Annotated in this window: 14 protein-coding genes and 1 pseudogene; 6 read left to right on the top strand and 9 right to left on the bottom strand. The window is 36.6% G+C overall.

Annotation, left to right across the window (positions count from 1 at the left end; all coding sequences use genetic code 11):
- The 3 genes from WA010_RS02705 to WA010_RS02695 form a co-directional block, all read right to left on the bottom strand.
- On the bottom strand, positions 1-1,274 hold a 1,274-nt coding region (locus WA010_RS02705), incomplete at its 3' end, for a TolC family protein (RefSeq protein ID WP_422555640.1).
- Positions 1,267-2,079 carry an endo alpha-1,4 polygalactosaminidase gene (locus WA010_RS02700; protein ID WP_422555639.1) on the bottom strand — a complete coding sequence of 271 codons (813 nt, stop codon included), beginning with the start codon at positions 2,077-2,079 and terminating at the stop codon, positions 1,267-1,269. The genes WA010_RS02700 and WA010_RS02705, both read right to left, overlap by 8 nt.
- A 75-nt stretch (positions 2,080-2,154) precedes the next feature.
- Entirely contained in the window at positions 2,155-3,348 is a 1,194-nt protein-coding gene (locus WA010_RS02695) for an SEL1-like repeat protein (RefSeq protein WP_422555638.1), read from the bottom strand.
- A gap of 247 nt (positions 3,349-3,595) precedes the next feature.
- On the opposite strand from WA010_RS02695, the gene WA010_RS02690 reads away from it, so the two are divergent.
- The 6 genes from WA010_RS02690 to WA010_RS02665 all read left to right on the top strand — a co-directional run bounded on the left by WA010_RS02690 (position 3,596) and on the right by WA010_RS02665 (position 9,523).
- A complete protein-coding gene (locus WA010_RS02690) occupies positions 3,596-4,414 on the top strand; it encodes a lipoyl synthase (RefSeq protein ID WP_422555637.1) in 819 nt (272 codons plus the stop codon).
- Positions 4,414-5,124, top strand: a complete 711-nt coding sequence (locus WA010_RS02685; RefSeq protein ID WP_422555636.1) for a lipoyl protein ligase domain-containing protein — start codon at positions 4,414-4,416, stop codon at positions 5,122-5,124. The genes WA010_RS02690 and WA010_RS02685 overlap by 1 nt, the downstream gene beginning before the upstream one ends.
- A complete protein-coding gene (locus WA010_RS02680; RefSeq protein WP_422555635.1) occupies positions 5,114-7,036 on the top strand; it encodes a dehydrogenase E1 component subunit alpha/beta in 1,923 nt (640 codons plus the stop codon). The genes WA010_RS02685 and WA010_RS02680 overlap by 11 nt, the downstream gene beginning before the upstream one ends.
- Positions 7,036-8,349, top strand: a complete 1,314-nt coding sequence (locus WA010_RS02675) for a 2-oxo acid dehydrogenase subunit E2 (protein ID WP_422555634.1) — start codon at positions 7,036-7,038, stop codon at positions 8,347-8,349. Before WA010_RS02680 ends, WA010_RS02675 begins: the two co-directional genes overlap by 1 nt.
- 1 nt (position 8,350) lies before the next feature.
- Complete coding sequence (locus WA010_RS02670; RefSeq protein ID WP_422555633.1) at positions 8,351-9,127, top strand: holo-ACP synthase; 777 nt, start codon at positions 8,351-8,353, stop codon at positions 9,125-9,127.
- Positions 9,128-9,202: 75 nt separating this feature from the next.
- On the top strand, positions 9,203-9,523 hold the full coding sequence (locus WA010_RS02665) for a carboxymuconolactone decarboxylase family protein (protein ID WP_422555632.1): 321 nt from the start codon (positions 9,203-9,205) through the stop codon (positions 9,521-9,523).
- Between the two features lie 52 nt (positions 9,524-9,575).
- On the opposite strand, the gene WA010_RS02660 is transcribed toward WA010_RS02665, so the two are convergent.
- From WA010_RS02660 to WA010_RS02635, 6 genes and pseudogenes are all read right to left on the bottom strand, one after another.
- Entirely contained in the window at positions 9,576-10,070 is a 495-nt protein-coding gene (locus WA010_RS02660; protein WP_422555631.1) for an HIT family protein, read from the bottom strand.
- Positions 10,070-11,509, bottom strand: coding sequence for a Mur ligase family protein (locus tag WA010_RS02655; protein WP_422555630.1), 1,440 nt, complete (start codon positions 11,507-11,509; stop codon positions 10,070-10,072). Before WA010_RS02655 ends, WA010_RS02660 begins: the two co-directional genes overlap by 1 nt.
- A 9-nt stretch (positions 11,510-11,518) precedes the next feature.
- A complete protein-coding gene (locus tag WA010_RS02650) occupies positions 11,519-12,253 on the bottom strand; it encodes an alpha/beta fold hydrolase (RefSeq protein WP_422555629.1) in 735 nt (244 codons plus the stop codon).
- A gap of 2 nt (positions 12,254-12,255) precedes the next feature.
- Positions 12,256-13,296: a D-alanine--D-alanine ligase gene (locus tag WA010_RS02645; protein WP_422555628.1), complete on the bottom strand. Its 1,041-nt coding sequence runs from the start codon at positions 13,294-13,296 to the stop codon at positions 12,256-12,258.
- 10 nt (positions 13,297-13,306) lie between these two features.
- Entirely contained in the window at positions 13,307-13,870 is a 564-nt protein-coding gene (gene ruvA / locus WA010_RS02640; RefSeq protein ID WP_422555627.1) for a Holliday junction branch migration protein RuvA, read from the bottom strand.
- A pseudogene (locus tag WA010_RS02635) lies at positions 13,867-14,954 on the bottom strand (hypothetical protein); the annotation flags it as partial. The pseudogene WA010_RS02635 and the gene ruvA, both read right to left, overlap by 4 nt.

Genomic DNA, 14,954 nt, shown 5'->3' with positions numbered 1-14,954 from the left:
GTTTTTCTCTCAACTTCAAGGTCATTGGCACCATGCATCAAGGGATATATAGCTGATAATCCTACCGACCAATTAAGCCCTTGTGATGTGGAGTTACCTGTTTCAGATTTAGTATTAGAATAACCTGCACCTGCGAAGGAATCAAAATCAATTTTCCAATCTTCAGCACCCTTTGCACTCATAATTTCACCTTTTTTAAAGCGAAATACCGCATCAGCTTCTGCAATACGACTACTATTTTCAATGGCTTTCTGTTGTAAACTTTCCAAAGCAATCGTATTTATTTTAACGTGAGGCCAATCAAGTATGTATTTTTGATTACTCGACAAATTGGCTGCTTGTTTAAATGCAATTTCAGACTTATATAAATCATACGCCAAATTTGTCGCAAGTTTTTCAAGTGTAACTTTATCCATTTCCGCATTGAGATGGACATAAGCATTATCACTTACCCCTTTTTCATACTTGGACATTGTTGCTTGATAAAGAGATTCAACAATCTCTTTATATTTTACCATATACTTTTGACGCGACTGTAGTTCTAGCATTTGCAGGTACATCTCAATACCCAATAATCTCGCATTTTGCTTAGCGCTTAGTACTCTATATTTCGATACTCGTTCACTCAATGTACGGTGCATATCCATAGTATAAGAACGACTACCGTCATACAGAGTTTTTTTAGCTCCAATACCGAATCTACCGCCCAATGTCGTACCTAATCCCTCATTAGTTGTAGGAGATTGATTCGCCCCTACAAAAGCTTGAAAAGAGACATCAAAAGCATATCGGTTCTGAAGAAGTGCATTCTGAAGAATATCAACCTGAGCATCATAACCTCCATTTGCTATAGTAGTACTATTATCAACGATTTTATCCAAGTATTGAGAAAGCGTGAAAAAACCTTTTTCGGATTGCTGCTTAGCTAGCATATCAGGAAGAGTAGTTGAAGCTAAATGCCGTATTGGGCGCTTTTTAGTAGTTACATCGGAATACTGTATCAAACGTTTCCTAGACATCACAGAAGGTATGGATTTATTTTGAACTAACCCGCTATTACTTAACAGTGGTGGAGCAAGTTCCATCGGTTGAACTCGAATCAGCTCTTTTTTAAGCAATAAAGGAGCAACTGTGGGTTTGCGCACTATCGAACGTCTAGAATTTAGTTCTTCATTCTGTGCTGAATATGCTGTATTGCTGAACCCTACACAAAAGATAATTGCTAACAGAGACAGCCTTCGTATCATTCTTAATATCTCCCTATTCTCAATCATTCTCAATTCTTTTTTTTCGACTTTCCCAACGTACAACAGGTAGTTTCGTCAATGATCTATCAGTCACAAGCGGTTTATAACCTTTTTCCAAAGCTATTCGATAAATTTTTTCAATCTCTTTTGGGTTATTTCCTCCCCAGTAATCGACACTATAACGTTCTAATGGACGTTTCGGAATAAATCTAAAATCATAATCAAATAACGAAAACCGATTATTTTTATAATTATAACCTGATATTGTCGATTCATACACTAACGCATGTATTGGCACCATATCGGCAATTTCAAACCCTCTGTTTAGCATTAATCTCAATTTTGGATATTTTTTATGGATTGAAACAATTAAATCAGCAATTTCGGCTTTAGATAAATTGCGAGCTAACAAGGAATCAACGGTATCCAAAAAAATACCTTTGTATCCTCCTTGAATAATAGGAGGAATCACTTCTTCTAAAAGGAGTTTTTTCCATTTACCATTATCAATTTTAATATGATGACTCCCCCATTCATGATTTGTCCCATCCAAAAGATCAGCTTTTCTAAGGGAGTCAAAATATGAACGTCCGGAATGTACTTCACCTAAACTAAGATAAGCATACGTATGCGATAGTGATAAAAAAGATACATTAGGATAAGAATCAGGATCCAAAACTACCGTTTCATATTGAGAAAAATGTTTTAAACTATAATCATTACCATAATATATCAAGAAAGGATATTTAGCAAAAAGTGAAGTAGCTAAAAACAGAAATGACAATTGATACATAAAAAAATTATTGCTAAAATAAATAGTTTTATTTACCATGCTCTCTCTCTTTTAAATTAACCCAATTATTACGATTCTTATCTTCATCTGGAAGAGTTTACCAGATGGAAATTGCTAACGGTTAATTAATGCTATCGCTAGATTATATTGTGCACGACTATGACCTTGTTCAGCCGCTTTTCGATACCATTTAAGAGCTTCATTTTCATCTCTAACAAGTCCATTTCCTTCATTGTATGCCAATCCAAGATAATATTGTGCATCTGCATGTCCTTGTGCTGCCGCTTCTTTATACCATCGTACTGCTTCCGATTGATTTTTAGCCAAACCACGACCTTCGGCATATAAAAGTGCAAGATTAAATTGTGCATTTGGATGTTTTTGCTTTGCTGCTTTTGCAAATAAAGAAGCTGCTTCTGCATCATTCTTAGATACTCCACAACCTGAAAGATAATCAATAGCAAGATTGTACTGAGCATCTGCATTGCCTTGCGCAGCTGACAATGCATACCAGTAGACTGCAATCTCTTCGCTTTTTTTAACACCTTTTCCTTCTGTATATAACAAAGCGAGATTGTACTGGGCACGTTGATCACCCTGTTTAGCTGATTTTAAAAGCCATTTTGCAAATTCTGACATATCCGAACTTTCTTGCTGTAGTGCTTTTAAATTATCCCCTGGAATAAATTTTTCAGAGCAAGAAACGGATGTATTATTACTGCCTTCTTTCAAAAATGTCGCCATTTTATCTGCTTTATCTGCTTTATCTGCTTTATCTGCTTTATCTGCTTTATTTAATTTCGGAGATTCAACTGTAGTTTGCTTTGTATTAAGCTCTGCGTTTTTTGGATTGCCCAACTGTTCAGGGATAACTTTTTGAGTTATCGAAGCATATCGTGTTGAAATGATTTCTTGAGCTTCTTTATCCCCTTGAGATGCTGCTTTAGATAGCCATTTCATCGCCATTTTATCATCTTGTGATACACCGATACCAGCACTGTACATAATACCAATATTATATTGTGCATCTACGTGCCCTTGCTCAGCTGCTTTCGCATACCAACCAAATGCATCATTATCATTTTGCTTAACGCCATATCCATTTTCATACATAATACCGATATTGTATTGTGCCGCAACACTTCCTTTTTCTGCCAAAGGCTTCCAAACGTTGAGTGCTTTCGTATAATCTTGAGCATCAAATGCTTTGATTCCATCTTCAAATGGACCTGCTACGAGCATGGTACTCAATACAACTGTTAAGTATGCAAACCGCAGCATATGAGGAAACGAAGTTTTAATTTCCATCGTACTAATTCCTTACGTAAATTTATGTATGGATAAAGAGTTATTAATCTAAATGTGCGTTATTATATCGTAAAAGAATATGAAATAAAGCGAAATACAATCTTTTTTTCTATAAATTGCTTTTCACGAGTATAACTTGTTACACTGTGACACTGATTTTAACAAAATACTATTCAGCTTATTTTTCGACAAGCTAATAAAAATTTTAAATTAAATTCTTAATAATATCTATTTTCAAGGTAAAGACATGCTTTATAAAAAAAATATTATTTTCAATCAACAGATCAAAGAAACTTATACTCATTTAAAAGAGTTAGAGTTAAATACGATTTGCGTTGAGGGAAATTGCCCCAATATAGGAGAGTGTTTTTCAAAAGGTAAAATGACTTTTTTAATATTGGGTGATACTTGTACCAGAAACTGTTTATACTGTAATGTAAACAAAAGTAAGCGCGGAAAAGAGTTAAATTTTGGCGAGATTGAAAATATTAAAAAAATCATTTCACTTCACCGTTTAAATTCTGTAGTAATAACATCCGTCACGCGAGACGACTTAATAGACGGTGGAAGTCATTATTATGCTCTATTATGTAAAGAACTGAAAGAATTTAATAACAAAGTCAGTATTGAAATTCTTACACCCGATTTTGGTTATGATGAAAAATCAATCAATACGATTATTACATCACATGCTGATATCCTCTCTCACAATATTGAATTGACACAATCTCTTTATAAAAAGTATAGACCTGTCGGAAATTATACTAAATCCTTAGATATTTTAAAACAATACGCTCAAAGCGGAAAAAAATCCAAGAGTGCTTTTATTATCGGTTTTGGTGAAACAGACGACGATATCAAACAAACTATCTATGATATTGCTTCAACCAATATTCATTATTTATCCATAGGTCAATACCTTGCACCTTCAAAAAATCATCTAAAACCTCTAAAATACTACTCTCATGAATATTTTCAAACTCTTTCCGAATGGGTTAAAGAAAATTTTAATTTTGAAAAAATTGATGTAAGTTTTTATTCAAGATCATCTTATTTGGATGCATAATGTATTATTTACATTCTGAGCATTTATCAGCGATAGACAATATGCTAATCGATAGCTATTTGGTCTCAAGCGATAAAGAATATTTTCGAACTTATACATGGAGAAATCCTACTATTTCACTTGGTATATCAAATTCTTATTCAGAATTAAATTTAGATTACATCCAAAGTAAAAAAATTGATGTTATCAAACGGGAAATGGGAGGTGGAATTTTATATCATGATCATGATTTATGTTTCAGTATAATTAACCATTCACAGCTGAAACCCAAAGAAAATTATTTAAATATAAAAACTGTAATTGAACAGATATTTTCAAATATCAATCTCCCTGTTACAAAAACCACTGACACCAATCTAAAGTCTTCCGTCTGTTTTTCTGGTAGTAATGAACATGAAATTTCTATTAGTGAAACCAAAGTAGTAGGAATCGCACAAAAAAAGATTGGAAATAAATATTTAATCCAAGGTTCAATTCAATTTGCAACACATGATATTACCAATATGATAACCGATTCCAACGGATGCATACAGCATGGTATTGGAAAAGAATACAATATAAATACGATTAAAGATGTTTTATATTATGAATTTGCTAGAATAAACGATCTGAGTCATCTAAACATAATAAAAGTTATTAATAGTTTAGAATACTTAGTATTTAAAGAAAAAAATGCAAGTAAATTTTACAAGGATATTCATGGATCATAAATGGGTAGAAGAAGCTATTTTAATTAGGCGTGTAGAAGAGTCATTTTTAGAACTTTTTTCGGAAGGGAAATTAAATGGAACTGTTCATACTTGTGTCGGTCAAGAATATTCAGCGGTAGCATTTGCAGGGCAGTTAGAGAGTAAAGATTTTATCTTTTCTAATCATAGATGTCATGGTCACTATATATCTTTTACTAAAGATTATGAAGGCTTAATCGCTGAACTAATGGGAAAAGAACACGGCACATGCGGCGGTGTAGGCAGTTCTCAGCATTTATGTAAAAACAATTTTTATTCCAATGGAATTCAAGGCGGTATTGTGCCGGTTGCTGCCGGAATGGCATTAGCCAACAAGATTAAAAACAATGACGCTATTGGAATAGTATTCATCGGAGACGGTACATTAGGAGAAGGTGTTGTTTATGAAACTATGAATATTATTTCCAAGTGGGAAATACCTCTATTGATTGTTTGTGAAAACAATCGATATTCACAGTCAACAACCCAAAGCACGAATTTGGCAGGAGATATTCTCGCAAGAGCCAAAGCTTTTGGCATCAATACATTTCATAGCAATACTTGGGCTACAAAAAAGATTATTAGCGACGCAAAAGAGGCTATTGAAACGGTAAGACAATCGAAAAAACCGGCTTTTCATCTTGTCGATACTTACAGATTAAACCCGCATTCAAAAGGGGATGATCATAGAGATAAAGATGAAATTGAAACCTATCGTTCAAAAGACCCAATAGTGTTATTTGAAAAAGAGTATCCTGAAGAATATAAAAAAATACTTGATGAAATTAATAGTAAAATCACTACTTACATCAAATCAATCGAATCAGATAATGAACTTCCGGTTGACCAATATCATGAAACAAATAAACTTGATAAAACAGCGGAATGGATGAAAATTGATGAAATTGACATCCGCCAAGTTGATTTGTTAAATGGCTTTTTTGACGAATATCTAAATAAAGATAAAAATATGGTGTATTTGGGAGAAGATATTCTCTCACCCTACGGCGGAGCATTTAAAGTATCAAAAAATTTATCTGCCAAATACCCTTTACAGCTTTTTTCTACACCGATCAGTGAACAAGCTATCACTGGTATAACAAATGGATTGGCATTAGCTGGAATGAAACCGTATTTAGAAATTATGTTTGGTGATTTTGTTACATTAAGCTTGGATCAAATCATTAATCATGCTTCCAAATTTTATCATATGTACAATAAACAAATTCGATGTCCGATGGTTTTACGTACCCCTATGGGTGGAGGTCGTGGGTATGGTCCGACACATTCACAAACGCTTGATAAATTTCTTGTTGGAATCGATAATGTAAATACTATTGCTTTAAATACGTTAATTGATCCGGCTATTTTATACAAAAGTATTCATGAAGAACAAAACCCTACAATCGTCATTGAAAATAAGCTTGACTATGGTAGAAAAATAGCCAAAAAGAAAGTGCCTAATTATATCTATGAAAGAACGGATGATCGATACCCATTAATTCGGTTACGACCAATCAAATCTACGCCTAATGCAACTTTAGTAGCTTACGGTGGAATGGTAGATACAGTCATTGATTCTTTAACGGATTTATTTTTAGAGTTGGATATCAAAGCAGAGGTTTTTATTTTGACGCAGATCCACCCATTAAATATTGATGAAGTAGTCAAATCAGTTCACATGACTGGAAAGCTTTATACTATTGAAGAAGGAAGTGCTTTTGCCGGTATAGGAGCAGAAGTTATTGCCCATGTTTCTGATACTTTAAGTAAGCCCTTTATTTCACGAAGAATTGCTTCTTTACCAGTTCCTATAGCATCATCCAAAACATTAGAAGCAGAAATCATTACCAATAAAAAGCGCATTTTAGAGATTATTAAGGGAAGTTTATAATGGCCGTACTAGCAGAAATTTTTGTACCCAAAGAAACCGTGAGCGATGAATTTGCTACAGTCGCCAAACTGTATGTACACACTGGTGACAGCACTCAAAAAGGTGAAGTCTTAATTGATTTAGAAACGTCTAAAACCGTCGTATCCATTCAAGCAGAAGCAGATGGCTTCGTAGAAGTATTTTGTCATGAAGGAGACGATGTCACCATTGGCTCACTTTTGATAAAAATAACAGATAATGCAATCCAAAATAATGCGGAAATAGAAGCTAATAGTACAAAGACAGAAGTCGACGATATTGCAACTGATACTATTTTTTCAAAAAAAGCATTACTATTGATTGAAAAAAACAATATTCTAAAATCAAAATTTGCGAATCTGGATTTTGTCAATGAAGAAGATGTTTTAAATCTTTTATATCCAGAAAAAGCTTGTGACAGTAAAAAAGAAATCAAAAAGAGTGAGGTTAAAGAGAATACCAAGGTAATCACATATGATCAATCTTTGGTTACAGTTGAACCTCTAAGTAAGATCAAAAAAACAGAAATTCAATACTTAACGGATGTTCAGTCTGGTGTGATGAACAGTGTCTTGAATGTTGCTGTCGATATTAAGAATATTGATGAAGCGATTAATCAATCCTTTAAAATTTTCTCTGGATCATATCTCCCTCTTATTGTTTATGAAATTTCAAGGCTCCTCGCCAAATATCGAGTTTTTAATGCTTTTTTTACAGGTGATGGAATAGCTTATTATAATCGAATCAATGTTGGTATGGCTACTGACTTTGGCGATGGTTTAAAAGTATTAACACTTCCAGACACCAATGATCTAAATATGAGTACCGTGGAAACAGGGCTGTATCAATTAATTGAAAAATATTTAGATAAAAAACTTGATGTGGCAGATGTAACAGGCTCAACATTTACAATAACTGATTTATCAACATCGGGAGTTGACTTCTTCACACCACTTATCAATACAAAGCAATCGGCTATACTCGGTATTTCAAAAGTTGACCCTAAACTAAACCGTTTTTACTTAACGCTTGTATTTGATCATCGGGTTACCGAAGGGAAAATAGCAAGTGAATTTTTAGTCGAACTGAAACAAAGGATTGAGAGTTACAGTCTTAGCGAGACTGTAATCTCTGATAGCCAGAGTAATGAAGCAATATTTTTGGATATTAAATGCGGAACCTGCTTTAAAACACTTCAAGAAGATAAAGAGTTAAAAGGGATTGGAATGATCAAAATTGTCAATCACCAAGGACATGAAGACTATATTTGTCAAGACTGTTTTGCAGGATATTAAAATGGAAAATGCTAAAAAAATTATTGCAACTTTTTTAAAAAAAGATTCTTCAGAAATTACCGAAACAACCGTGATGGATAGAACCGCCATTCCAGGTTCAATCCTCTTACACAGAATGTACTCAACCCTAGCATCTGAGGGATTTAATATTACTAATCAAAATAAGATCAAAACATATGGAGATTTTGTTAATACACTTAATGCTATTGATCAAAAACCTATTGAAAATCAACCTATTAGCAAAGAAGTAACCTCTCGTACTCCTTTAAAGAGTAGTTCAACTGATTTTTCAATCGGAATTGATCTCGAAGAAATTGCTAACATGCCGATTGTTACCGACTACAGAGAAAATAAGTTCTATATAGATACTTTTTCAGCACGAGAGATATCTCATTGTATTCTTCAAGCGGATCCGAGAGGAAGTTTTGCAGGAAAATTTGCTCTAAAAGAAGCCATTATTAAAGCTGATAATTTCTATCAAATGATCCCATTCAAAGAAATTGAAATTTTAAATAATACTTCTGGAAAACCAATATTTTCAGATTTTGCACTGTCAATATCTCATACAGATACTCACGCCGTAGCAGTAGCTTCCAAAGGAAGCTTTCAGCAAGTTATTCCAATCCAACGAGAAAAACAGTTGACAAGAAAAGAAATTGAACAACTTGTAAAAAATTCGACTCCCAATATTAGCAATAATCAAAATCTAAATTATTTTTCATTAGTTTTATCATTAATTGCTATAACAATGGTAGTATTTTTTAATTTTACAAGGTAGAATAACTAACCGGTTTTGGACTTTATAGTATGGACATAAACCAAATTTTAATTAAAAAAAGGAGTACTATTCCAAATGGATAGATTACAACAAACGAATGAAATGTTTGGAAAATTAAAAGTTGATATGCCTAAAGAGATTGCTGCTTTTATCAATTTCAGTCAAGCAAATAAACAAGATGGTCAAATAAGTAAAAAGTATAAAGAGCTTATATTGGTTGCTTTAGGAATTTCAAGCCAATGTAACTGGTGTATTGCAATGCATGTAAAAGGTGCTATTGATGCAGGCTGTTCAAAAGAAGAAATTTTAGAAGCTGCAATGCTTGCTGTTGTAATGGGCGGTGGACCAAAGCTTATGTATATGAGCGTTTTATATGAGGAATTAGAAAAATATTAATTTTCTAAATCAATCAACTTCTTTCTCTTTTTGATAGAGAAAGAAGTTGATATCATGAAAAATAAGTAGTAGTACTTTCTTTGAGAGTATAGTAAATTTTCTCAAAATCAGTCGAATAGACGCGTGTTTCAGCAATCGAGGTGATAAAGTTGGTATCCCTCTCCCACCTCGGAACCAAATGTAGATGGATATGTTCAGCTATCCCTGCACCGCCTGCTTTGCCCAAATTCATTCCGATATTGACCCCATGTGCTCCGAAACTCTCTTTGAGCATTCTCACCCCCCTCTGAGCCAAAGCACTCATGTGGAGCCATACCTGCGGATCAAGTGCTTCAAGGGCATCTGTATGATGGTGAGGGATAATCATAAAATGGCCCGGAGTATAGGGGTAGCGATTCATCACGATAAAACAGTGCTCATCGCGATAAAGGACATGGAGGCTCTCATCATCACTCTCATGAGTGCTGATGTGACAAAACACACACCCCTCAATCTTCTCTCCCGTTACGTACTCATCCCGCCATGGGGCATAAAGGATATTTTCCATTAGATAAAATTCGGGGCATCATTGGCGAACAATATAATGTCACCTGTACGGGTCACTTCACCCAATGTTTTAACCATCTGCGACTTATCACTCAACATAATTTTCTGAGGAACGTTTAGCTCTTTGTCAAACTGTGCCGCATTAAGCTGCCCTGTGATGATAGCGATGTCGAAAACACCGTCAATCGCACGGATCAGCTCACTGTTAAGCTCTTGGGTACTCTCCACCAACCCAGGGGTGACAATCACCTTTCGACCGCTGTGGAGAGAACAAAGACGTACACCTTCCAACATCCCGTCGATATTTCCGTTGTAGCCATCATCGAGGATAATTTTACCCCCTGCATCGATTCGTTCCAAACGATGTTCAACACTTTTGAGCTTTTCGACGGCACTTACGATTTCATCCGAATTCATCCCCATCTCGGATGCGATTAAAATCGCCGCATTGATGTTGATCGTCTGAAACCCACCGAGAACATTGGTATGAAAATGACGCTCTTCGCCATTGACGCTGAGATCAAAATCGATCCCCTCCAATGTTGCCGCGAGGTTACGTACATCATCCCCGAAAAAGGTCACTTTTTCATGCGGCACATCTGTCACCGAAGTATGAATAAACGCTTTTTTGAGACGGTTTGAATGAATAATTTCGAGTTTGGTACGCTGGATACGCTCTAATGTTTTGAAATACTCCAAATGCTGTGGCCCTACTTTTCCGACCACCACGATCTGCGGATGAAGCAGTTGCGCAATAGCGTAAATATCTCCCACTTCACGAGCGCCCGCTTCACAAATATAGACTTGGGTATTTGAGGGGAGCGATTCGTTGACGTCACGGATGATTCCACCGAGGGTATTGACACTTCGAGGTGTTGCGTAGACGTTGTATTTTTGGCTCAATACTTGGGAAATAAAATTTTTCATCGAGGTTTTACCGTAGCTTCCGGTAACACAGATGATCGTTAGATCACTCATCGAAGCGACTTTGCGCGATGCTTCCCGTTTGTACGCCAAAAATAAGAATTTCTCAATTCCCCATGAGAGGAGATAAGTCAAAACGAGAGGGAAAATAACACTGTAGGTACTCGATAACCCTTTAAACGCGATCAATAGGTTCAGCAATACCGTAATCAAAGCCAAAAGGATCAAAAAACGCTTTACTCGCCATGTCAAAACTACTTTTTTATCGAGACGAACATGCCATAGATACAAAAGCGGTAAGTAGAGCGCTACCACAAAAATACTGTAACGTGCCAGAGCATAATAGAGGATGAACGGAGCGATAAAATAAGCAACGTGCCACCATGTTTTATGGTGACGCAACACTACCCGCTCGATCCGATAATCGTACCATTGGAGGTTTGTAATCAGATACCACCCTAATGCCATGACAAAGATGATATTAGCGCTAAACGAGGCTATTTGTGTCAATTCCATAGTGTTTCCTTAGTGTTCTAAACTTTTTAAAACGGTTTTTTCAATCTCTTTGGCAACTGTTGCTCCCTGCTCTAAAAAGAAATAGTGATCTCCGTCAAATTCAACCACCCGTGAATCGGAGATAAGCTCGGCTATTTTATGCGCAGTCCACATCGGTGTTGCCGTATCTTGATGACCGAAACAAAGTAATGCTTTCCCTTTATAGGCACGAAATTTCTCACTAAAATCTTCATTGACCACGCTTTTGAACGTCTCATACATCGGTTGCGACAATCCTTGTGCATCAGGAGCAACGAAAAAACGGCGAAGCTGTGTAAGTCCGGTAAACTTGAGCAATTTAAAAAGGGCGATTTTAGCACGTATTTTAAATGGTTTCGGAACGAGTATCCCTGCAGAACCGACCAATACTAAATATTCAGGATTGAGCAGAGTTGCCACTTTACCACCGAAAGAGTGACCCAAAATAATCATTTTATCCGCTTCGATCATCGAAATAAACGATTCCAATATCGTTGCGTAATCCTCTGTCGTGAGTGCCATATTACATGTGGAATTTCCGAACCCAGGCATATCGATGTAAATATGGCGAAACTGTTTGAGGTGATCACCAAAAGCGCGTTTCATCAGATTTTTATGCGAACCCCAACCGTGGAGAAAAATAATATCGTAATGGGCACTCGGATTGAGGATCTCATAGCTAATGGAAAACGTATGCTGTTTGTATTGAACGCTTTTAACTGCCACGCTTATTTCCCTTTGGCTTGGGAGATGGAGTGGATGTAATCGTAATTGACTCGAATCGCTTTTTTATCCGGTAATGCCCCGAGCAGTTTATGGATAGAGCTGCCAAAATCTTCAAAAAGATAGTTCGCCATTGACCCCGGGATCGGGTTCACTTCGTTCAGATAGACTTCCCCCTCGATCTCAAAGAAATCACAACGGATTAAAGCCCCTTCGAATAACGGCAAATAGATCGTTTTAAATGCATCGCGCAATTGTTGAACCAACGCTTCACTCACCTCAGCGTGTTCAACACTCCCTGAGCGGGAAAAATCGAGATACTTTTTCTCAAAATCGAGGAACTCTGCTTTTTGAGGCTCTTCAACGATCGAATAGGTGATTTCACCGCGTGCGCTGAAACCGGCTAGATTGTACTCTTTTACCCCCGAAATAAACGGCTCGATCAAAAGTACATTATCAAACTCGAAAGCCACATCCAGTGCGTAATCAAGTTCTGATGCTTCGCGGACGATACTCACCCCGATAGAGCTTCCCAAGCGGGCAGGTTTCACGATAAACGGATACGCAGTGGTAACAACTCTTTTATCCTCTTTACGTAGAACCTCATACGGCAATGTTTTGACACCGAGTGAAGCGGCGAACCATTTGGTATAGTGTTTGTCAAAACTGAGCATTGAAGCCTCTTTGCGAGGACCGATGAATGGGATATGGAAAAAATCCATGAGGGATGCGATAGAGCCATCTTCACCGTCGCCGCCGTGGATCAGGTTGAGGATAGGCATCTCATGTTTTTTGCTTCCAAACATCCCGCGTTGCTCAAACCCGCCGTTCGTGAGGAAAATTTGAGCCATCTTGCGATGCTCTCCACGTGAAAAAGTGACCGCTTTCATTTTAGCGCCGTCAATGAGATAAAATTTATGATCTTGATCGCAAAAGATAAAACTGAGTTCAAATCGCTTCTCTAATTTCTCTTTGACCGTAATCGCACTTACAATGCTGATTTCATGCTCATAACTCGCTCCGCCGAATAAAATGGCTAATTTCATAATTTTCCTTTTAAAGTTTTTGAAGTTGTTTTAACGCCTCTTTTACCAGCGTCGGGGTATCGGTTGCACTTGATGCACTCAGTGCTTTGGCAATCTGCTCTTTTTTAAACCCTAGTGATTCCAAAGCCATCGATGCTTCGGTCGTTGCCGTGGTTACCGTACCGCCAGAGCCTAACAATACCGCATCGAATCCTGCCAATTCCACCATAATCCGCCCTGCACTTTTAGGTCCGATACCGGGAACTTTTTTGAGTGCATTGAGATCTTTAGATGAAATAATACCCGCAAACTGCTCCGGCGTAAAGGTGCTGCAAATTGCCAAGGCTGCTTTTGGCCCGATTCCGTTGATTTTTAGCATCCCTTCAAAGAGAACTTTTTCACTTTTTTGGGCGAATCCGTAGAGTTGTTGCGCATCTTCACGAATAACATGGTGAATATGCAATCTGGTTTTTTCTGAGCCAATCGAACTGTACGTATGCAATGAGATAAAAACCTCATAAATGACGCTGTTAACGTTGAGATGGAGCACTGATGGCTCTTTATAATCTATAATTCCTTCTAACCCGATAATCATTGTTCCAATACCCTAATAGAAAATTCTCCATCTTCATCTTTATGCAATCCCAAAATTCGTTCTTGTGTATTATGTGTAGGGACATATAAAACATCAATAGGCGGATCAATTAATTTAAAAATAATTTCATTGTAATTTCTCCATACATCATGATTAATAATCCGAGCTTCAAAAATTTCACTTTGTAGTGTAGTATGTTTTTCATTGAGCCAAGCATATAATTCTTCTTTTGCTGTCAATTCAGCACGGAGGGAATCAAGTTTTTCTTTAAATTGCTGATTTTTCTGATATTTTTGAACAAAAGCAACAGGCATTTTTATCCCATTATTTTTATAATGAAGTAATTTATGTTTTATCTCTTCCATCGCCGGAATATTCTCATGCCATATCTTTTCATATGCTGTAAGTTCTTTTTGAATATCACGTATAGATTGTTTGACAAGTACCATCTGTTGAGATTGCTTTTCAATATTTTCTATTGATTCGTTAATCATCGGGTCAATCACAAACTGATTTTCTCCTCCATGAATTTTTTTGATCTCTATCCGATGAGAGGCCGTCATTTTTACATGAGAGCCTAACATCTCAATCATAATCTCTTTGGCTCGGATTTTACCCCCTGTTGCTTGCATCACAGTTACACGTTCAGCATCAACACTACCTTGCTCCAACCGAGTAATATGGACATTTTTTCCATATGCTGTCCCTTTATGGATGTTTATACTCAGTTCATCGGCACTTATTGTAGCACTTTGATGTACTTGCCCTTCTACCGTCGCTTTTTTTGCTGTCACTTTAGCGTTCGGACCTATATTGCCATCGATATTGATAGCATGGACGGTAACCTCCATCCCTTGCCCAATAGCATCTTTTAAAACGTCTTTCTCTTTCACATTAAGAGATACATCTGCATCCAATTGCGTTTCGATCGATCCGGTTGTCCGAAAGCTAATTTCTGTCACTTCTACTTCGGTTTTAATATCATAAACGTCACCTTCGAACGTTACATACCCTCCCGCAGCCGCACGATATTCAATACTGCTAGGAGTATCAACCATTATAATTTTTTCCCCTATTTTAAATG

The organism is Sulfuricurvum sp. (assembly GCF_049305995.1).
Classification (GTDB): domain Bacteria; phylum Campylobacterota; class Campylobacteria; order Campylobacterales; family Sulfurimonadaceae; genus Sulfuricurvum.
This window is presented reverse-complemented; position numbering and strand designations above follow the sequence as displayed.